The organism is Pseudomonas fluorescens (assembly GCF_902497775.2).
Taxonomy (GTDB): Bacteria; Pseudomonadota; Gammaproteobacteria; order Pseudomonadales; family Pseudomonadaceae; genus Aquipseudomonas; species Aquipseudomonas putida_F.
Genome location: NZ_OZ024668.1, coordinates 1,674,891 through 1,695,400, shown reverse-complemented (window position 1 = coordinate 1,695,400; position 20,510 = coordinate 1,674,891). Strand labels below are relative to the sequence as shown.

At 64.3% G+C, this 20,510-nt stretch carries 17 protein-coding genes; 6 read left to right on the top strand and 11 right to left on the bottom strand.

Features of this window, described 5'->3' with window-relative positions; all coding sequences use genetic code 11:
• Window positions 1-7: 7 nt before the first annotated feature.
• The 3 genes from F8N82_RS07860 to F8N82_RS07850 all read right to left on the bottom strand — a co-directional run bounded on the left by F8N82_RS07860 (window position 8) and on the right by F8N82_RS07850 (window position 4,802).
• The gene (locus tag F8N82_RS07860) at window positions 8-1,306 is read right to left on the bottom strand and encodes a TolC family protein (RefSeq protein ID WP_224793773.1); all 1,299 of its coding nucleotides are present in this window, start codon (window positions 1,304-1,306) and stop codon (window positions 8-10) included.
• A 62-nt stretch (window positions 1,307-1,368) separates the two neighbouring features.
• The gene (locus F8N82_RS07855; protein WP_224793782.1) at window positions 1,369-3,504 is read right to left on the bottom strand and encodes a peptidase domain-containing ABC transporter; all 2,136 of its coding nucleotides are present in this window, start codon (window positions 3,502-3,504) and stop codon (window positions 1,369-1,371) included.
• Window positions 3,505-3,548: 44 nt separating this feature from the next.
• Complete coding sequence (locus F8N82_RS07850; RefSeq protein WP_038994692.1) at window positions 3,549-4,802, bottom strand: HlyD family secretion protein; 1,254 nt, start codon at window positions 4,800-4,802, stop codon at window positions 3,549-3,551.
• A gap of 283 nt (window positions 4,803-5,085) precedes the next feature.
• Between F8N82_RS07850 and F8N82_RS07845 the strand changes: the two genes are divergently transcribed.
• Complete coding sequence (locus tag F8N82_RS07845; protein ID WP_038994691.1) at window positions 5,086-5,304, top strand: hypothetical protein; 219 nt, start codon at window positions 5,086-5,088, stop codon at window positions 5,302-5,304.
• Window positions 5,305-5,377: 73 nt separating this feature from the next.
• Here F8N82_RS07845 and F8N82_RS07840 read toward each other — a convergent pair whose 3' ends face one another.
• Window positions 5,378-5,551, bottom strand: coding sequence for a hypothetical protein (locus F8N82_RS07840; RefSeq protein WP_167336588.1), 174 nt, complete (start codon window positions 5,549-5,551; stop codon window positions 5,378-5,380).
• A 142-nt stretch (window positions 5,552-5,693) separates the two neighbouring features.
• Between F8N82_RS07840 and F8N82_RS07835 the strand changes: the two genes are divergently transcribed.
• Both F8N82_RS07835 and F8N82_RS07830 read left to right on the top strand, forming a co-directional pair.
• On the top strand, window positions 5,694-6,719 hold the full coding sequence (locus F8N82_RS07835) for a DUF1176 domain-containing protein (protein ID WP_157771853.1): 1,026 nt from the start codon (window positions 5,694-5,696) through the stop codon (window positions 6,717-6,719).
• A gap of 66 nt (window positions 6,720-6,785) precedes the next feature.
• Complete coding sequence (locus F8N82_RS07830; protein ID WP_038994688.1) at window positions 6,786-7,943, top strand: hypothetical protein; 1,158 nt, start codon at window positions 6,786-6,788, stop codon at window positions 7,941-7,943.
• Window position 7,944: 1 nt separating this feature from the next.
• On the opposite strand, the gene F8N82_RS07825 is transcribed toward F8N82_RS07830, so the two are convergent.
• The 4 genes from F8N82_RS07825 to F8N82_RS07810 form a co-directional block, all read right to left on the bottom strand.
• Entirely contained in the window at window positions 7,945-8,574 is a 630-nt protein-coding gene (locus tag F8N82_RS07825) for a DUF3885 domain-containing protein (RefSeq protein ID WP_038994687.1), read from the bottom strand.
• A gap of 87 nt (window positions 8,575-8,661) precedes the next feature.
• On the bottom strand, window positions 8,662-10,659 hold the full coding sequence (locus F8N82_RS07820; protein WP_038994686.1) for a peptidase U32 family protein: 1,998 nt from the start codon (window positions 10,657-10,659) through the stop codon (window positions 8,662-8,664).
• Between the two features lie 168 nt (window positions 10,660-10,827).
• Window positions 10,828-11,208 carry a RidA family protein gene (locus F8N82_RS07815; RefSeq protein ID WP_038994685.1) on the bottom strand — a complete coding sequence of 127 codons (381 nt, stop codon included), beginning with the start codon at window positions 11,206-11,208 and terminating at the stop codon, window positions 10,828-10,830.
• A 52-nt stretch (window positions 11,209-11,260) separates the two neighbouring features.
• Window positions 11,261-12,973 (bottom strand): amidase, encoded by a 1,713-nt coding sequence (locus F8N82_RS07810; protein ID WP_038994684.1) that lies wholly within the window; start codon window positions 12,971-12,973, stop codon window positions 11,261-11,263.
• Window positions 12,974-13,313: 340 nt separating this feature from the next.
• Here F8N82_RS07810 and F8N82_RS07805 point away from each other — a divergent pair, with 340 nt between their 5' ends.
• Both F8N82_RS07805 and F8N82_RS07800 read left to right on the top strand, forming a co-directional pair.
• A complete protein-coding gene (locus F8N82_RS07805) occupies window positions 13,314-14,543 on the top strand; it encodes a hypothetical protein (protein WP_038994683.1) in 1,230 nt (409 codons plus the stop codon).
• Window positions 14,544-14,645: 102 nt separating this feature from the next.
• Window positions 14,646-15,200, top strand: a complete 555-nt coding sequence (locus F8N82_RS07800; RefSeq protein ID WP_038994682.1) for a UPF0149 family protein — start codon at window positions 14,646-14,648, stop codon at window positions 15,198-15,200.
• Window positions 15,201-15,278: 78 nt separating this feature from the next.
• Here the strand turns inward: F8N82_RS07800 and katG are convergent, their stop codons facing one another.
• Window positions 15,279-17,549 (bottom strand): catalase/peroxidase HPI, encoded by a 2,271-nt coding sequence (gene katG / locus F8N82_RS07795; RefSeq protein ID WP_038994679.1) that lies wholly within the window; start codon window positions 17,547-17,549, stop codon window positions 15,279-15,281.
• Between the two features lie 203 nt (window positions 17,550-17,752).
• Here katG and F8N82_RS07790 point away from each other — a divergent pair, with 203 nt between their 5' ends.
• A complete protein-coding gene (locus F8N82_RS07790) occupies window positions 17,753-18,364 on the top strand; it encodes a hypothetical protein (protein ID WP_038999282.1) in 612 nt (203 codons plus the stop codon).
• Between the two features lie 54 nt (window positions 18,365-18,418).
• Here the strand turns inward: F8N82_RS07790 and gabP are convergent, their stop codons facing one another.
• Together gabP and F8N82_RS07780 are read right to left on the bottom strand one after the other, a co-directional pair.
• A complete protein-coding gene (gene gabP, locus F8N82_RS07785; RefSeq protein ID WP_038994678.1) occupies window positions 18,419-19,819 on the bottom strand; it encodes a GABA permease in 1,401 nt (466 codons plus the stop codon).
• Between the two features lie 133 nt (window positions 19,820-19,952).
• Window positions 19,953-20,456 (bottom strand): GNAT family N-acetyltransferase, encoded by a 504-nt coding sequence (locus F8N82_RS07780; protein WP_038994677.1) that lies wholly within the window; start codon window positions 20,454-20,456, stop codon window positions 19,953-19,955.
• Window positions 20,457-20,510: the final 54 nt, after the last annotated feature.

The window sequence follows — 20,510 nt, the reverse complement described above, 5'->3', positions numbered from 1 at the left end:
GATCAGCTCATAACGCGCCGTTCAACTGCCCCAGGTCCGCCGCCAGTTGCAACCTGGCGGTGTACCAATTGACCAGCGACTCCACTCGCCGCTGCTCGGCGATGGCCAGTTCATTCTGCGCCCTGAGCAACTCGATGATGCTGCCCACCCCGGCTTTGTAGCGTCCCAACGCGACCTGATGAGATTGCCCGGCGCTGGCGACGAAGCTGCGGCTGAGCGCCAACGCCCGCGTGCGTGCATCCAGGGCCTGGCGGCTTTTCCAGACGTTGAGGGCAACGCTGCGTTCGGCCTGCTCCAGCGCCTGCTCACGAGCGCCGGCTTCGTAGTCGGCGGCAAGGGCACGACGCCGGCTGAGGAAGCCGTCGAAGATCGGCACGGTGATCTGCACACCAACGCTCCAGGTCTCGATCTGCTGGCGCGTCGACACCTGGTTGATCGGCGTATCCTCCTGCTGATAGCTGCTGAACAGCGACACCTTGGGCCGCCCTTCGGCGCGCGCTTCATCCGCCTTGGCGCGGGTGGCGAACCAATCCGCGCGGGCCTTTTCGATGGCCGGATGCTGGGCCTTGGCCTGCTCCATCAAGGCATCGACGCTGGCCATGAACTCGCCCTCCTGCCCCGCCGGATCGTTCATGGCGGTAAGCTTGAGCGGTGCCGAGGGTGACAGCCCGAGGGCGCTGGCCAGGGCGCCCTGGGCCGCAGCGTAGTCACCCTCGGCCAGCACCCGTTCGAGCTGCGCCTGGTCGTGGGTGGCCTGGGCCTGCAGGCGGTCGGTCTGCTCACCGGCCCCGGCCTGATACTTGGCCGTTGCCGCCTTGAGGCTATTGGCCGCCAGGGATTCGGCGCTGCGCTTGGCCTCGAGCAACGCGGCGTTGGCCTGGACCTGGTAGAAGGCCTTGCTGGTGTCGAGCACCGTGGCCTGGATTTTCTCCACGCGACTGCTGCTGGCAGCGTTCAGCAACTGCCGGGCGCCCTCGACTTTCGCCGCCCGCAGGCCAAAATCATACAGCACCCAGCTCAGGTTCAGTCCATAGCTGGTGGTGCGGGTGTTCAAGGTCGAGTCGGCTTCGGGAAAGTTGTCAAAGCGCGTCTTGCGGCTTGCCCGCCCGCTGCTGGCCTGGGCTTGCACGGTCGGCCAGTAGGCCGAGTACTCGGCATCGAGGCTGGCCTGGCTGCTCAGTTGCGACAGCCAGGCTTCGCGCACTTGCGGGTCGGCACACAGGGCGATGGCCACGGCACTGGACAACGCCAGCGGCTCTGCCGCACTTACCCCGCTCGGGCAGGCATCGAGGGGTTCGGCGGCCATCCCTGGCGCAACCGTCCAGATTGCCAGCAAAACGGCCAAACACAGCCTGGGCAGGTGGCGGTTCATGACGAAGACGCCGCACCACGGGCAACTTCACCTGGCTCGGCCGGCACCTGCTCATCGGCCTCTATCAGCGGCCCGTCATAGACCACCCGGCCGTTTTCGAGCGCCAGCACGCGGCGCGCCGAGCGAATGGTATCGGGGCGATGGGCAACAATGATGCGGGTGATGTTCAGCGCTTGCAGCGCCTGGTTGACCGCCGCCTCCCTGGCGATGTCGAGGTGGCTGGTGGCCTCGTCGAGAAACAGCAGCTTGGGCCGCCGGTACAGGGCCCGGGCCAGCAGAATGCGTTGCTTCTGCCCGCCCGACAGCACCGTGCCCATGTCGCCCACCAGGGTGTTGTAGGCCATGGGCATCTGCGCGATGTCATCATGCACTGCAGCCATGCGCGCGCACTGCTCGACCCAGCGCGGGTTGGCCTCGGCGCTGAAAAAACTGATGTTGTCGGCAATCGAGCCGGCAAACAGTACGTCATCCTGCAACACCGTAGCGCTGACTCGCCGCAGCCGCTCCAGGTTATGCCTATCGATGACAACGCCGTCGAGCAGCACACTGCCGCTGCTAGGCGCGAGAATGCCAAGCATGACGTTGAGCAAGGTGCTCTTGCCACCACCGGACGGTCCGACAATCGCCAGCGAATCCCCGGCTTCGATGCGCACCGACACTTCATCGAGCACATAGGGCTCGTGCTCGGAGTAGCGGAACTTGAGCTGGCGTACTTCCAGGCTCGGCACACTGTCGACGGCGTCACTGTCTTCAGGGCTCGCAGCCGTCCTGGGCTCGGGTACCTGGAGCAAGATATCGGCCAGGCGCTCGCCATGCAGGCGCAGCATCAGCACATCCACCAGCTTGTCGATCAGCCCGGCCACACGGCTGTTGAACTGCTCCTTGTAGGCGTTGAAGGCAATCAGCATGCCGGCGCTGAACTGGCCATCGAGCACTAGCCTGGCGCCGAGCCAGATCACCAGCACGGTCACCAGGCCGAACAGCAGGCCATTGAAGGCGCGGTAAGCCAGCGCCAGCTTCTGCGGGCGCAAACCGGCGTTGATTTCCTCGACCAGCAGGCTGCCCCAGGCGCTGGCGCGTTGCTCCTGATGGCCGAACAACTTGATCGTGCGCACCCCGCGCATGCTTTCCAGAAAGTAGCTCTGCTGCCGGGCCGCGTGCACCAGCTCCTCTTCGCTGGCGCGGCGCAACGGGCCGAACCAGGCCCAGCGGGCCAGGGCATAGATGACCATGGCCAGCAGCGCGATCAGCGCCAGCGGCGGGCTGTAGGCGAACATCAGGGCGAGGGTCACCAGGGTCATCAGGCCATCGAGCAAGGCTTCGACAAACGAGGTGGTCAGGGTGTGCTGGATCGATTTCAACGAACCGAAGCGCGAGACAATATCGCCCAAGTGGCGGCGCTCGAAAAAGGCCACGGGCAAACGCACAAGATGGCTGAAGACGTTGATCTGCCATTGCGCGCTAAGCAGGGTGCCCAGGTACATCAACGCCCAGGAGCGCCCCAACGCCAGGGTTTGCTGTATCACCAGCAGCAGACCGAATCCGATGGCCAGGACCGCCAGCAGGTCGAGGTCGGCGCTGACCAGCACCTTGTCGATCACCGTTTGCAGAAAAAACGGGCTGAGCACCATGCACAGCTCCAGCGCCGCCGCCAGCAACAGCACATGGCTGAGCACCCCGCCAAAGCCCTGCACCCGGCCCAGCAACTGACGCAAGCGCAGCGGCGGGTTGGCCGGCCCCGGCTGAAAATCGCTCTGTGGCCACAGCTCCAGCGCCACGCCGGTGAAGGCCGCCGAGACTTCCTCGAACGACAGTTTGCACACGCCGCGCCCTGGATCATGCAGGGTCACCCCGCGCGGGCCGACCTCCTTGAGCACCACGAAGTGGTTGAAGTTCCAGTGCAGCACACAAGGCAGGCGCAATTGCCCCAGTGCTTGCAGTTCCAGGCGCAACGGCCGGCTGGCCAGGCCCAACTGGCTGGCCATGGCCATCAACTGCTTGAGGGTCGCGCCCTTCATTGACGGCGACAGCTTCTGGCGCAGCGAAAATAGATCGTGGCGCTGGCCATGGAAGCCGGCAATCATCGCCAGGCAGGCCTGACCGCACTCGGCGGCTTCGGCCTGGAGCACCATGGGCAGCTTGCGGCCGATGCCGAACGCCAGCGGTTGGTGAATATTCAAAGGCGTTTCCCTATGCCGCGCAGGGGTTCGAGCAGCCACTCATAGAGCGGCAGGCTTTCCTGCAGGATGTCTGCGTCCAGCTGCATGCCCGAACGCAAGCGCTCGTTCAGCCCGCGCCCGCGCATGTTTTGTTGTTCGAGGGTGACCCTGACCCGGTACAACGGGCCCTGCTCGCGCTGCTGTTCGGATACGCCGCCCACGGTCATGATTTCATCGGCCGGCAGCGCGCTGCGCGACACCGACGCCACCGTGCCACGGGCCAGGCCGAAGTGCTGGTAGGGATAGGCTTGATAGCGCAGCAGCACCGCATCGCCGCTGCGCACGAAGCCCGCCGAACGGCTGGGCACATAGAGCTCGGCGTACAGCTGGGCATCGCTGGGCACGATGCTCAGCAAGGGCCGGTTGCTGTCGGCGCGGGTGCCGTTGACCACGCCAACGGCCGTCACTTCGCCACTGGCCGGCGCGCTGATCACCACCTGACGTTTGACTTCGCTTTCCAACAGGCTGCCCTGACTCTCCGACAAGCGCCGCTCAAGCTCGGCCAACTGCTTGCCCTGGTTGAATGGCAACTCGGCAAGCTCGGCGCGCAGGGTGGCAATATCGTTGCGCAGCGACAACAACGACCGGCTGAGCTCCTCGCTACGCAGGCGCACTTCCAGCACGGCATCCTGCTTTTCCTGCAACTGGTCGCGGGACACGTAGTCCTGGCGCTGCAGGTCGGCATAACGGGCGGCAATGCCCTGGGCCAGCCCCAGGCGCTGGCGGCTGATGTCCATTTGCGTGACGATTTTCTGCTGTTCGCTTTCCAGTACCGCCAGGCGCCGGCGCTTGCCCTCCAGCTCCTGCAGGTGCAGCGCACGGGTGGTGGCGATCTCGTCAGTGAGGCTGTCATTACGGCGCTTGATCAAGCGGCTGATGGCCACGTGCGCGCCGCCGGCCTCGGCATACAGGTCACTGCCCAGGGCCATCAGGGTCGCCCCGGCTTCGACGCTCTGCCCCTCGACTGCGGCAAGGTCCTGCACCACCCCCGCCTGTGGCGCAAACACCTTGATCAGGCCGCCCTCGGGTACCAGTACGCCGGTCACCGTGGCGCGGCGCGTATAACTGGCGCAGGTCAAAAACACGATCAACAACACGCTGAACAGCAGCGCAGCGAGTGCCGCCCAGCGCAGGGGCACAGGCGACACCAGCAGCACATTGCCCAACTCCTTGTCACGCCGTGCGTGCACGGCTTCGCTCCTGAATAACATGCCAATCCATGACCCGGCGGATAACGTTAATAACACTGAACAGACTGTTCACCTGAGTCTGTAGCAGCATAACGGCGGGTTAACCGGCAGGCACTAGCACACTTGTACTATTGCACTTGCAGCGCTGGCATCACTAACTTGGCCGGGGATCGAAACAGCAGGCGAGCGCAACTGAAACTGTGATCGATCTCTCACTTTGCACCCGTAAAACCTTGCGCCCAGGCCCTCTCCTGGGGGGATCAACCTAGGACGAACCCACAGAACCAAACGAGGTATATATCCCATGACTCATGCACAAAACATCGACATGACCGCCGCCGAACCCGCTACCCTGCGCGTGCTCGACGATCAGGAAGTGGATCAGGTAAGCGGCGGGTTTTCCGTCAGCGCCGGTTCCTGGACACTGACCGGCGGCTCTTATAACTTCGGCGCGGGTGCCGGCTATCGCTTTGACTTATACAAAGGCGGCGCCCATCAGGGTAGTTACACCCTGTGCAAATAAACCCGATGGTTATATGAGTTGGAAGTAAGCGAAGGGCCATTACGGCCCTTCGTTCTATATAAAAGAATGATAGTTAATTGCCATCAGCCACCTTGCGCTCGATCTCGGCAATCTTGCGGCTCAGCTCTTCGGCGGCTTCAGCCTGAGTGCGATGCGTGGTGGGTGTAATCGGCCGGTTGGCAGGGTCGTCGTCTTCAGCAGGCTTGTCCGCCTCGTTGGTGGGCTTGTCGCGGTCGTTGCTGATCATTGCAGTTACCTCCCGTGTCATACCCGTTGGATACCATAGCAGCCTCGGAGTTCTCATCGGGCAGCGGCTTGAAGTTGGCCAGGCTTCTGCGATGATGCCCGGCCAAGACGCACGTTCGCGTACCCCGCAGGATGGAAACCCAATGGTTGACGCAAGATGGAACTGGCTGCCCTTGATGCTCCTGCCGGCCCTGGCCCTGGCCGCGCCGGAACCGGAGCCGGTGCTCAAGCAGTTCAAGCAATGGGTCGTGGGCTGCGACAACACCCTGCGCTGTACCGCCGTGTCGCGCAGCGTCGATCAGGGCGTGGGCCTTGAGCTGGTGCGCGAAGCCGGTACCGAAGGTGGCACCGCCCTGACCCTGTTCACCGACGCCAGTGTCGACCTGGGCGCCAGCCTGCAGGTCGACGGCGGCCCGGCGCCAGCGGGATTTCGACCAGGCGCCCAAGGGCAAATGCGCTATCACGCAAAAGGCGATGTCGCCGTCAGGTTGCTGCGCCAGTTGCGCAACGGCCAGACCCTGACATTGGAGACTGCCAACGGCCAGTACCCGGTATCGCTGCAGGGCCTGAGTGCATCCTTGCTGTTTATCGATTCGGTGCAAGAACGTGTCGGTCACCCCAGCGCCTTTGTAAACCCCGGCACGCGCCCCGACAGCCAGCTGCCGCCAGCACCGCCGACGCCCACCCTCGCCCCCTTCACACCGACGCCAGGGGTGAGCGATGCCGAGCAGAAGGCCATCGCCGACGCAGTCATTGCCATCACCCGCCATGAATGGAGCGAGCCCGAGTACGACAACTGGCAAGCCGAAGCCGAGGTCTCGCCGCTGGACGCGACCCATGTGCTGGTGGGCCTGCGCTACGGCTGTGGGAGCCAGGGCTGCATGTACAGCTATTACCGTGCCTTGCGCAGCGCGCCCTATCAACCCACCTCGCTGCACATCGAGGTCCCCAGGCATGATGTGCTGGGCGGCGAGATGTATGGCTTTTTCAAGTTCGACCCGGCCCGTGGCGAGCTCAACCAACTGCAGCCGGGCGGGCGCTACTGCGGCGCGAACGCAACCTGGCGCTATGACGGCGCGGTGATGAAACTCAAGGCATTCAGCCGGATGAGCTGGTGCGACAGTGTCGATACCGCCCATTGGCCGCAGATCTGGCGTACCCGGGGTTAGCGCCAGGCATACAGCTTGGCGCGGGCATTCGCTACACTGCGCGCTTTGCCTCAAGAGCCTATGCGCATGGATGCCCTCGCCCGTTTTGTCCTCAAGCCGCTTGCTGCGAGCCTGGCTGTGCTCTCCCTAGCCGCTTGCAGCCACTTTCCTGGCGGTGATGAGGCCGATCTGCCAGGCGACGGCCACCTGCCCGAGTACCAGAGTCCGGCCCCCGACTGGCGCGTGCTGAACCTGGACGAAGATCAGGACTGGCTGCTGATCGACCGTAACAGCCTGCAGCATGAGGGCGACATTACCTACGCCTGGACCGGCATCCAGCGCCACCGCTACCCGATGAAGTACGGCCACGCGGTGATGGCCCTGCACAGCCGCGAGCGCCTGGCGTTCTATTGCCAGCGCCAGCTCATCAGCCGGCAAAGCCAGTTGTTCCTCGACAACGACGATCGCGTAGACAGCACCAGGCTCAAGTCGCAGCCCTTCAGCGCGTTCTACCGGCAGGCCCCTTTGTACTATCAGCAGTTGTTCGACGCCGCCTGCCAAGCGCCGGCCGAGCTTGCCAAGCTTGCCCCGCTCAAATCGCGTACGCCGTTGCCGCCGCCGTTTTTGCCACCCAGGGCCAGGCCTGAAGTGCTTGCGGCCATCGCCGCCTTGGACCTGCCGGCGCCACGCCTGACCCTGCACAGGCTGGACTATCGCTACGAGGCGAAGCTGAGCGACGGGGACGCTACCGACGACAGGCCGCGCCAGGTGTTCCTCAGCACCGACAGCCGCTCCGGCCAGCTGTTGCAGCAGGCCGTGGATCCGAGCATTGCGCAACAACTGCAACTGAGCTTTCGCGGCTTGTTCGATCTGGCCGCACGCGGTATCGACATCATGACCGGGCAGGAACAGGACGCGAACGACAGTTTGACCGCGCTGTCATTCACCGGCGACTGGCAAACCCTGCCCGCCCATGCGCAACTGAGCTACACCCTCAGCTATGCCGGACCCACCGCCGACATTACCCGAACAACCCACTGCAGGGTCGGCAAGGTGCAGCCGGCCAGCACCGTGCACCCGGCCCTGCAGGGCAGCGCCAAGCCGTTGACCTGCACCTGGCAAAGCACCCGCGGCAATCGCTGGGTCGAAGGTTACAGCTACCTGAGCGACTACGGCGTGTTCGTGCGCACAAGCGAAGACAACCCGCTGGGCACCTGGCGCTGGAAGCTCGACTCGCTGCAGTGAATCAATGCAAGACCGTGGCGAAGGCCGCGTCCATGCGCTCGCGGTCGTAGTCCAACAGCCACGGCTGGTGCTGGCGGTACAGCTGCGACAACAGAGCATGGTTGGGGCCGACCACATCCATGCCGCGATCGTCATAGGGCCAGACCATCAACCGCTGGTTGAGGCTGAACAGGTAGACACCACAGCACAGGCTCGGGCGGATGACCCCGGCACCGCCGGACAGCGCACACCAAAGCACCGGTTGCAGCATCGACAACGGCACCTCAAAGGCGAGGTGCAGCCAGTACTCGGGCTGGTGCTCTTCGAACCAGTCGTCCGGGTCCAGGCGCTCGCTCCACAGCGAACGCTGGGCGGGGATGCGAATACCGGCAGCCTGCAGGCCACGCAACAGGTCGCGGCGGGCAAATTTGCTGTCGCAGGTATGCGCGCGCAGGCACACCACCATCGATTGCTCACCGGCAAACAGGTCACGACACACCGTGGTTGCCTTGCTGACCGCCAGCAGGAACCGTTCGATGTCACTGCCGCCTTCAGCCAGCTCGAAGCGCAGGCCTTGCGGGTAGTTATAGAAAAGCGGCCTGGCAAAGGCCAGGCCGCTGAAAATGTGCTGGATTTGCAGTTGTAGATTCACGTTACCTTCCTGGCTGTCGGCCCCGCACTGCTGGGGCCCGAGTCCATCGCGGCCAGCACCTTGAAGGGGCTGGCCGCGTTGCTTCACTCAGTGCGGCGCGCGGGGGATGGTCTTGAGCAGGTCTTCAGGGCTGATATGCCCGACCACCTGCTGCACACTGCCCGGTTGCGGCAGGCCGAGGATGTGGCCTTTCATCTTGCCGATCACGTGCATCTCGCACGGCTTGCAGTCGAACTTCAGGGTCAGCACTTCATCGCCGTGAATCAGCTGCATCGGTGCCACCTTGGTGCGCACGCCGGTCACGCCCTTGGCCTGCTTGGGGCACAGGTTGAAGGAGAAACGCAGGCAGTGCTTGGTGATCATCACCGGCACTTCGCCTGGCTCTTCGTGGGCCTCGTAGGCGGCGTCGATCAGCTTGACCCCGTGACGGTGGTAGAAGTCGCGGGCCTTCTGGTTGTAGACGTTGGCCAAAAACGACAGGTGCGATTCCGGGTACACCGGAGGCGGGTTGGTCTCGGCCTTGCGGCCACCGCGCGGGTGGGCCTGGATGCGCGCAGCGGTCAGCGCTTCGATGACTTCGCGGCGCAAAGCCTTGAGCTGCGAGTTGGGGATGAAGTACGCCTGCGGCGCATCGAGCTGAACGTCGGTGGCGTGGTACTCGGTGGTGCCCAGCTGGCCGAGCAGGTCGTGCAGTTGCTCCAGTGCCTGCTCCGGTTTGTTGGCCAGGCCAAACGGGCCGTCCAGGGCGACGCTGGCACTGATGCCCTCCTCACTGGTGGCGGTCAGGGCCAGGCGCTGTTCGTCGAGTGTGGCCACCCAGGCCAGGCCAATGCGGCGCTCGGCGGAGGTCTTTTGCAGGGCCTGCTGCCAGTTGTGGTCGAGGTTGCGGCTCAGCGGGTGGTTCGGCCGCAGCGGGTGCATGCCCTTGGGCATCTCGTTGGGTTCGACGCGATAGCGGTAGCGCTTTTCGCCGTCTTCATCGAACTCGCCCTTGGGCTCGGCGATGTTGGCGCGGAACCCCACCACTTCGCGCTTGACCAGCACATTGAGGCCGTCGCCGTTGGACAGCGGCTCATGGGTGACCACCTGCAGGTCGCGCTTGCCGACTTTCTCGACCACGCCCACCGGCAGGCCGGTGAAGGTCGGCGAGTCGAAGGCGCCGATGTCGATCTTGCGCTCGCTGACGAAGTAGTCGGTGCTGCCGCGGTGGAAGGTCTTGTCCGGGTCGGGCAGGAAGAAGTGCGCGGTGCGCCCGCTGGAAGCGCGGGCCAGGTCCGGGCGGTCTTCGAGTACTTCGTCCAGGCGCTGGCGGTAGTAGGCGGTGATGTTTTTCACATAGCCCATGTCCTTGTAGCGCCCTTCGATCTTGAACGAGCGCACGCCGGCTTCGACCAGGGCACGGATGTTGGCGCTCTGGTTGTTGTCCTTCATCGACAGCAGGTGCTTTTCGTAGGCGATCACCCCGCCCTTCTCGTCCTTGAGGGTGTACGGCAGACGGCAGGCCTGGGAGCAGTCGCCACGGTTGGCGCTGCGGCCGGTCTGGGCGTGGGAGATGTTGCACTGGCCGGAGAAGGCCACACACAGCGCACCGTGGATGAAGAACTCGATGGCCGCGTCGGTTTCGTCGGCGATGGCACGAATTTCCTGCAGGTTCAGCTCACGGGCTAGCACCAGCTGGGAAAAGCCGGCCTGGTCGAGGAACTTGGCCCGGGCCAGGGTGCGGATGTCGGTCTGGGTGCTGGCGTGCAGCTCGATCGGCGGGATATCCAGCTCCATCACCCCCAGGTCCTGGACGATCAGCGCGTCGACACCGGCATCGTACAGCTCGTGGATCAGCTTGCGCGCCGGCTCCAGCTCGTTGTCGTGGAGGATGGTGTTGATGGTGGTGAACACCCGCGCGTGGTAGCGATTGGCAAATTCCACCAGCTGGGCGATATCGCTGACGTCGTTGCAGGCATTGTGGCGCGCACCGAAGCTCGGGCCGCCGAGGTACACGGCGTCGGCGCCATGCAAAATGGCCTCGCGGGCGATGGCGACATCGCGGGCGGGGCTGAGCAATTCCAGGTGATGCTTGGGCAGGGACATGTTTTTTTAGTCAGGCTGTCACGGTCGAGTCGCGCATTGTAGCGGCGAATCGCCCGAACGGCACCCGTAGCCTGCCCGGTGGCGTGTTACGGCGCGCTGCGCGCCCGCTCCCACAGGGTAGGAGCGGGCTTGACCCGCGATGAGGCCAGTACCGCCACCGCCAAAACCTCAGGCCTTGGCCGCCATTGCGGTCACTTCCACGCGCATGCCTTCTACCGCCAGCGACGCCACGCCAACCGCAGCGCGCACCGGCCAGGGCTTGGCGAAGAAGCGCTGGTAGACCTCGTTGAAGGCAGCACGCTCGGCCATGTCGGTGAGGTAGATGGTCAGGTGCAATACCCGGTCCATGGAGCTACCGGCGCGTTCCAGGGCGACTTTAAGTGCCTGCAGGGTGCACTCGCTCTGGGCGGTGATGTCGCCCAGTTCCAGGCTGCCGTCGGCACGGGTGGGGATCTGGGTCGAGACCAGGATGCCAGCGAAACCGGCAACGTCGGAAGAGATCGAGTCGGCGTCCGGGTCGGGGATGAAGCTGATGTCTTGGTTAGCCATGGATATCTCGTGTCTGGGAAAATAAAAAAGGGCGGTCACCCGCCCCTTCTGCTTACTTGGCGCTGGTCAGCGCCGGCGTGCGCGGTGGCACCAGGCGCTTGGAACCGGTGGCCTCGAACGCCGCCGCCAGGCGCAGCAACGACGAATCGTCGTAGGCGCGACCGGCAAAGGTCAAGCCCACCGGCATGCCGATATCGGCCATCACGCCCATCGGCACGGTCACCGTCGGCACACCCAGGTGACGGATCGCCAGGTTGCCGTTGGCCACCCACACGCCGTTGCTCCAGGCGATGTCGGCCGACGCCGGGTCGACATCGGCATTGGCCGGGCCGACGTCGGCCACGGTCGGGAAGATCACCACGTCAAGCTTGCGCGCATCCATCCAGTCTTCGAGGTCGATGCGCCGGGTCTGTTCCAGGGCGCGCAGGCCGTCCGGCACGGTGCTGATCTGATCCCACCGGGTGATGCCCCGCTCGGCCATGCGCACGTATTCGTCCATGCCCGCGGCCAGGTCGCCTTCGCGGTTGGGCAGCGTACCCGGATCATGGGGGAAAATCTTCGGCCCGTCGACGTCGACCAGGCGATTGAGTTTGGGGTCGCCGTTGGCCTGGAGGAAATCATCGAAGGCCCAGGCGGTCAGGTCCCATAGTTCATGGTGGAGGAATTCCTTGGACACCAGGCCGCGGTTGAACACGGTCGGCGCGCCCGGGCGGTCGCCCTCGCAGTTGGACACCAGCGGGAAGTCGACTTCGATCACTTCGGCGCCGGCCGCTTCCAGCGCCTTGCGCGCCTGCTCCCACAGGGCGATCACCGACGGCCGGGTGTTGATCCGCTGCCCGGTCGGGCCACCGATGCCGGGGGCTTCGCTGGTGCCGGCTTCAGGGTCGGCGTTGATGTACATGCGCGGCACGCCGAAACGCTTGCCCTTGAGCGCTGCGGCATCGGCCGCAAGCTCGTGGTAGGACGCCGGGCGCACCGAGTCGACGCTCGGGATCGGCACCCAGGGCTGCAGGCGCCACAGGTCACCGCGTGTGTCCGGGTCTTGGGCGACGACGATGTCGAGCACTTCGAGCAGGTCGGCCATGGTCCGGGCAAAGGGCACGACCACGTCCATGGTCGGCGTCAGCGGCCAGTTGCCGCGCACCGAAATCACCCCGCGCGATGGCGTGTAGGCGCACAGGCCGTTGTTCGAGGCCGGGCCGCGGCCGCTGGACCAGGTTTCTTCAGCCAGGCCGAAGGCGGCGAAGCTCGCGGCGGTGGCGGTACCGGCACCGTTGGATGAGCCGGAAGCGAAAGGTGCGGTCAGGTAGTCGGCGTTGTACGGGCTTTCGGCACGACCATAGACGCCGCGCTGCATGCCGCCGTTGGCCATCGGCGGCATGTTGGTCTTGCCCAGGCAAATCGCGCCGGCAGCGCGCAGGCGCTCGATGGTGAAGGCGTCGCGGTAGGCCACCAGGTCAGCGAACGCCGGGCTGCCGGAAGCGGCAGTCAGGCCCTTGACCAGGTAGCTGTCCTTGGCGGTGTACGGGATGCCGTCGAGCGGGCCGAGGGGCTGGCCCTTGGCACGGCGCTCATCGCAAGCCTGTGCTTCTTTGAGGGCTTCAGGGTTGCGCACCACCACGGCGTTGAGCTTGGTGGCCGTGTTCGGGCCATCGTAGGCGTCAATGCGCGCCAGGTAGGCCTTGACCAGCTCAACCGCAGTGGTCTGGCCGGATTCGAGCGCAGCGCGCAGTTGGGCAATGGAAACCTCTGTGACTTCGATCATGCTGCTACCGCCGGCGGTTGATGGGTGACTGGGTTGAGGCTTCCATCACACGGGGTCTGGAGCACAGGGACTTCACGAGTTTGAAGATGGGTTGTCATAGTTGTTCTCATTGCACGGCATGACGCTGCAGGGTCTGGACGAATTACCTGAGCGGCCTATTTAGCACCAAAAATGCCCACAGAGGAACGGGGGCCCAGCGGGCAGCGGTGCATTCAGGCGCGTGCGAAGGTGCAAAATCGGGCGCCTGGCCTGCCCCTCGGGCGAGCTGCGGATATTCAGCTTTACCCCTCCCGGCAGCACGAGCATCATGCGCAGTTCGCGTTCACGGGGGACTTCGCACATGTTCAGGGCACTTTTCGACACGCTGTTCAAGCGCACGCCTACAGAGGAAGGGTTTGCCCGGACCTTCATCAAGGCCGCGCGCGCCGGCGGGTATGCCGAGCCTCTTGAGTACCTCGCGGACGACTTTCGCCTGCGCTACGGCGACAACAGCTACTTCAACCTGCACAACGCCTACCGCGACTACCTGAACGCCGACAAGGCACGCAAGGCCGAGGTACTCAACAGCTACCTGCGCGCCCTGATCGACACCCGCAACAGCACCGCAGCGCAGCCCCTGGAGCAGGTCCGCGCGCTGCTGCGGCCGGTAATCCGCAACCTGGCCATGCTCGAAGAAATCCGCCTGCACCATGTGCGCAGCGAAGGCTGGAACTCGCCCTGCCCTATGGCCTGGAAGCCGTTCTCGGAAGATTGCGTGACCTTGCTGGCAGTCGACTACCCCGACACCACCTCGACCCAGACCGCCGGCCCGCAAAAGGACTGGGGCATCACCCTGGAGCAGGCGCTGAGCATCGCCCTGGACAACTTGCGCGATGCCAGCCCCGATGCCTTCGAGCCGGTCGTGCCCGGCTTGTACCAGGGCGCCTGGCGGGACGGTTACGACACCAGCCGAGTGCTGCTGCCTGACGTGCTGCAGCGCCTGCCGCTCAAGGGCCAGCCGGTATTCATGATGCCCAGCCGGGATGTATTGATGGTCACTGGCGACAAAGATGCCGAAGGCCTGCGGCAGATGGTCGAGCTGAGCTTTCATGCACTGGAAAACGGCCGCGCGCAGTCCAGCCGGATCTACACCTACCAGGACCGCCAGATCGTCCCGTTCCAGGTCGAGGACGCGCACCTGCAAGCGCGCCTTGATGACCTCCAGCGTCTACTGCAGCATGGCCTGTACAGTTCGCAAAAAGAGTTTCTCGACAAGATCCACGAAACCCACCCCGAGGACATCTTCGTCGCTACCCACAGGCTGTACAGCAACGGCGACGCTCACGGCAGCACCTTCTCTATAGCGGCCTGGACCGAAGGCGTCTTCACCTCGCTGCCGAAAACCGATCGGGTGATATTCGTGCAACCGCAGGAAGACGGTACGGCGGATACCCAGGTGGTTGCCTGGACGGAGGTGGAGTCACTGCTGGCACCGCTGCTGGCGACCGACGGCGACTTGTACCCGCCGCGATACCGTACATTAGGCTTTCCCAGCAGTGAGCAACTGAGCCGCATGACCCCGGTGGATTGAGCCCGAAACTGCCGGCGGCGGCACCAGGACTGGATAAAACCGGCGCAACAGGCCATCCTCCCCGCCTTTTGCCCGCGCGCCTGACCTGCCAAGGAGTAACCCATGCACGATCTGCCCCTCGCCGCCGCCGACTTCGCGTTCCTCGACGCCACCTTGCAGAAGTACGGAAATGACTACTCGGTGCTCAACGCCTCGGAGCTCGACGGCTACGTCAGCGCCCTGGTGTCGAGCCCGGCGCAGGTGGATATCAGCCAATGGTTCCCGGCCATCTGGGGTGGGCAGATGCCAGAGTGGCAAAACGCTGCAGACTGCCAGCGCTTCGTCGAACTGAGCGCCCGTCACCTGAACAGCCTGGCGACCCAGCTGGTTGAGGCGCCGCAGACATTTGCGCCGCGGCTGGAGCAGACAGAACACCAGGGCCAGCCACTGCCGCTGGCCGAGGAATGGTGCTTTGGTTACCTGCGCGGATTCAGCATTGCCAACTGGCCCGCTTTGCCTGAGGCGCAGGCCAACGCCTTGCAGGTGATAGCCGAGCTGGCCGGGCGGGATGAGTTCGAACTGCCGGTGGATCTGGACGTTGCCTTGCACCGTCAGCGCGTACAGGCGATTGCCCCGGCGGCGCGGGCGCTGCATGACTACTGGTTGGCGCAGCGCTGATTCGCGCAGTGGTGCCTGGACAACAATCGCGGGTCAAGTCGCAGCAGTGCGGCGATCCGACTTGACCCGCGATGAGGCCTACTTGAGATCAAACCGATCCAGGTTCATCACTTTCGTCCAGGCCGCAACGAAGTCCTTGACGAACTGCTCCTTGGCGTCGCTGCTGGCATAGAACTCCGACAGTGCCCGCAGCTGCGAGTTGGAGCCAAACACCAGGTCAACCCGGGTGCCGGTCCACTTCACCGCGCCGGTCTTGCGGTCACGCCCTTCGAACGCTTCGTTGGCCGCCGACACCGGCTTCCACTCCACGCCCATGTCCAGCAGGTTGACGAAGAAGTCGTTGCTCAGCGTGCCCGGCTGCTGGGTGAAGACGCCGTGCTTGTTCTGCCCGCCGTTGGCCCCCAGCACTCGCAGGCCGCCCACCAGCACGGTCATTTGCGGGGCACTCAGGGTCAGCAGTTGCGCCTTGTCGATCAACAGGGCCTCGGCTGGCACCCGGTAGCTGCCCTTGAGGTAATTACGAAAGCCATCGGCAATCGGCTCCAGAAAACCGAACGACTCGACGTCGGTCTGCTCCTGGGAGGCATCCATACGGCCCGGGGCAAACGGCACGCTGATGTTGACCCCGGCGTTTTTCGCCGCTTGCTCGACCGCCGCACTGCCCGCCAGCACGATCAGGTCGGCCAGGGAGATCTTCTTGCCACCGCCCTGGGCACTGTTGAAGTCGTTCTGGATGCTTTCCAGAGTGCTCAGGACCTTGGCCAGTTGCTCGGGCTGGTTGGCCTGCCAGAACTTCTGCGGTGCCAGGCGCAGGCGCCCACCGTTGGCACCCCCGCGCTTGTCGGAGCCGCGGAAGGTCGAAGCCGCCGCCCAGGCCGTGGACACCAGCTCCGCCACCGACAGCCCCGAGGCCAGCAGTTTGGCTTTAAGGGCAGCGACATCGTTGTCATCGACCAAGGCATGATCAACCTCGGGGATCGGGTCTTGCCACAGCAGCTCTTCGTTGGGCATTTCCGGGCCCAGGTAACGGGACAGCGGGCCCATGTCGCGGTGGATCAGCTTGTACCAGGCGCGGGCGAAGGCATCGCTCAACGCCTCGGGATCTGCCAAAAAACGCCGGGAGATCTTCTCGTAGATCGGGTCGAAGCGCAGTGACAGGTCGGTGGTCAGCATGGTCGGGTTGCGGCGCTTGGATGAGTCGTGGGCATCGGGAATGATCCCGGCGCCCGCGCCGTTTTTCGGCGTCCACTGGTTGGCCCCGGCCGGGCTCTTGGTCAGCTCCCACTCAAAGCCGAAGAGGTTTTCCAGGTAGTTGTTGCTCCAGCGGGTTGGCGTGGTGGTCCAGGTCACCTCCAGGCCGCTGGTGATGGTATCGGCGCCCTTGCCCGTGCCAAAGCTGTTGCGCCAGCCCAGGCCTTGCTCCTCAAGGCCGGCGGCTTCCGGTTCCGGGCCGACATTGTCGGCGGGGCCGGCGCCGTGGGTTTTGCCGAAGGCATGGCCGCCAGCGATCAGGGCCACGGTTTCTTCATCGTTCATGGCCATGCGCGCGAAGGTTTCGCGGATGTCCTTGGCGGCAGCCACCGGGTCGGGATTGCCCTCCGGGCCTTCGGGGTTGACGTAAATCAGGCCCATTTGCACCGCAGCCAGAGGGTTTTCCAGGTTACGGCCCTGGTCGGTGCGGCTTTCTTCGTTGCCGTGCTGCTCAGGCTCGGCCACCAGGGTGCCTTCGCCGGGCGCCTGCATTGGCTGCGGGCCCTTGCCGTAGCGGGTATCGCCCCCCAGCCACTTGTTTTCCGAGCCCCAATACACATCTTCATCCGGCTCCCAGACATCTGGGCGACCACCGGAAAAACCAAAGGTCTTGAAACCCATGGACTCCAGCGCCACGTTACCGGTGAGCACGATCAGGTCGGCCCAGGAAATGCTCCGGCCGTACTTCTGCTTGATCGGCCACAGCAGCCGCCGGGCCTTGTCCAGGCTGACGTTGTCAGGCCAGCTGTTGAGCGGGGCGAAGCGTTGTTGACCGGCGCCTGCCCCGCCACGGCCGTCCCCGGTGCGGTAGGTACCGGCGCTGTGCCAGGCCATGCGGATGAACAGCGGCCCGTAATGGCCGAAATCCGCTGGCCACCAGTCCTGGGAATCGGTCATCAGCGCATGCAGGTCTTGTTTGAGGGCTTGAAAGTCCAGGCACTTGAAAGCCCGGGCATAGTTGAAGCCATCGCCTTGGGGATCGGACTGCGGCGAGTGCTGGTGCAGGATCTTCAGGTTCAGTTGGTTCGGCCACCAGTCGCGGTTCGTCGTACCACCGCCAGCGGCATGACTGAACGGGCATTTCGATTCAGTAGACATGGGTGAGCTACCTTTGAGTCCAGCGTTTTAGTTATCTCCACATCAGGTCCGGCCGGCACATGCCAGCACATCATCAAGGCTAGTCGCGGCCCCGGCAGTCAGCAAATAGACGCAGTATTGCCAGGCGATAGCCATAATCTCTTATACCAACCCCAGGGACGGAGCAGATCGTAGGTACAGCCGCCTCCCCTGAGGTCATGATCATGAACAGCCGTCCGCGTCGCACCGCCTACCATGAAGCCGGTCATGCCCTGGCCTTCTGGTGGAACGGCCTGGCGATCAAGCGGGTGACGGTGCGCACCCGGGCTGAAGCGCTGATCGGGCCGATGGTGGATTTGCGCGGCAACCTGCAAGCGGTCAAGGGCCTGGTCGAAGCGGATTACCTGGTACCCCTGCCCGCCTTCGAGCCGCCGGGCATCGCCGAGTACCTGCCGTCGATGATCGAGCTGATCGAACGCGACCTGCTCAATTGCCTCGCTGGTCCTGTGGCTGAAGCGGTTTATCGGCACTGCCCGGATGATCGGTATCTCACCACAAGCGGCGCCGGTGACCTGCGCCGCGCCCATGAACTGATCGCCCTGCTGCCGGCGCGCAAGCGGCTTGATGCCCAGGCTGTGGCGCCTGCGCGTTGTCACTGCCTGGTGCGCCTCTACTGGCCGGCGCTGCGCGCGCTGGCCGAGCACCTGCGAAACCAGGGAACGCTGGATGGCGACACGCTGACCGAGCAGCTCTGCCGGTTAACCGGCGAGGCGCCGCAGCGGCTCGACAACCCACTGGCACGCCTGGACAGGCGGTGGGTGCAACGGTCTGTTTGAGTCCGTGGGAACGGGCTTGCGCCGCGATCCTCACGCGCAACACTGATGAACGCTTCAGCCCACCGACGGCACCTTGGCCGGCTGGCCGTGCTGGCGGGTGGTGATGATGCCGATGAAGGAAATCATCAGCGCCAGGCCGATGGTGGTGGTCACCTCGGCGCGGTGCTCCGGGGTCACCAGCATCACCCCGAGGGCGGCGCTGATGAAGGCAATGACCAGGTAGGTCAGCCACGGGAACAGCCACATGCGAAACGTCAGCTCGACCTTCTGCTTGAGCAGCATCCGGCGCATGCGCAACTGCGACACGGCAATCACCAGGTACACCAGCAAGGCAATGGCACCGGAGCTGGCCAGCAGGAACTGGAACAGGCCAGCCGGGGCAAAGTAGCTGACCACGGTGATCACCGCGCCCAGCACGGTGCTGGCGATGACTGCGGCGCGCGGCACCCCGACCGCCGAGGTCACCTTGACCTGCCGCGGCGCCTCACCGCGCTTGCCGAGGGAAAACAGCATGCGCGAAGCGATGTAGATCGAGGAGTTCATGCAACTGGCCACCGCCACCAGCACCACCACGTCCATCATCAGCTTGGCGTGGGGGATGTTCATCAGCTCCAGGGCCCGCTGGTAGGAGCCCACCGAGGCCAGTTGCGGGTCGTTCCAGGGCACGATGGAAATGATCACCGCAATCGACAGCAGGTAAAACACGCCGATGCGCCAGATCACCGAGCGCGTGGCACGGGCGATGTTCTTTGCCGGGCTCTGGGATTCGGCGGCGGCGATGGTTACCGCCTCGGTGCCGATAAAGCTGAACATCACCGTGATGAACGCACCGACCACCGCCGATACGCCGTTGGGCGCAAAGCCGCCATGGCTTTCGAGCAGGCGGCTCAGGCCGCTGACCTCGCGCTCCGGCAGCCAGCCCATCAGCACTGCGGCGCCCAGGGAAATGAAAGCGATGATCGCCACGACCTTGAACAGGGCGAACCAGAACTCGAACTCACCGTACTTGGCCACGCTGAACAGGTTGGTCGCGGCCAGGGCGATGATCGACAACAGGGCAAACAGCCAGGCATCGACCAGGGGGAACCAGTTATTGAGCACATGCCCGGCGGCCAGGGCTTCGATGGGAATCACCAGCACCCAGAACCACCAGTACATCCAGCCGATGGTAAACCCGGCCCAGGGCCCGATGGCCTGGTCGGCGTAGGTCGAGAACGAGCCGGTGTCGGGGTTGGCCACGGCCATCTCGCCGAGCATGCGCATGACCAGGATTACCAGCAGGCCCGACAGCACATAGGCCAGGATTGCCGCAGGACCTGCAGCGGCAATCGCGTGCCCGGAGCCGACGAACAAGCCGGCGCCAATGATGCCGGCGATGGAAAGCATGGTGACATGGCGCGGCTTGAAACCCTGCGCCAACTGACCGCTCGAATCCTTGGAGCCCAGGCTGATCATTATATTTATTCTCTTGTGATCGGAACGCATGGCATTGACTGCTGGCGTCACCTTACCTGTGCTGCTTGACGGCGGATTTGCCTGAGCGCGCCGTTCGCTGTGTCTGATCTCGCCATGAAACGGTCGTGCCAACTCAGTGCAGCGCCCGGGTCACCAGGAAATTCAACAGTTCAGGTTCGTCGTCCAGTTCGATCGAGCGTACCGGGCGCGGCAGGTTGTCGAGCACCGAGCGCCAGAAGGCGTGGGCGGTTTCGTCCTGGTCGTAGTAACGCACCAGCCACTGGTTCTGCCCGCTCACCAGCACCTGGCTGGCCAGGGCGCTGGCGATGCCTTTGCGCCGATAACGCTTGAGAATGAACAGATCGGCCAACTCCAGGGCATCGAGGCCGGGCAGTTCGCTACGCTCAATCAGCAAAAAGCCTGCAATGTAGCCGTCGACCAGGATCAGGTTGGCGCTCCACTGCGGCTCTTGCCAGTAACGCTGCAGGTGTTCGTCGTGGATGTAGAAACGACCGTCGACGTCGACGTCTTCCTGCTCCCAGTCCGAGGATTCATAGGCGTAGAACTGGTAGAGGTTGCGGATCAGCTCGGCTTGCTCGGGGCTGGTTTGTACCAGCTCGACGGTGAGGTCGCTCATGGCTGGGCCTCATACAGGGGGAAAATCGACGGCATTGGTATCTCGATAAGTGAA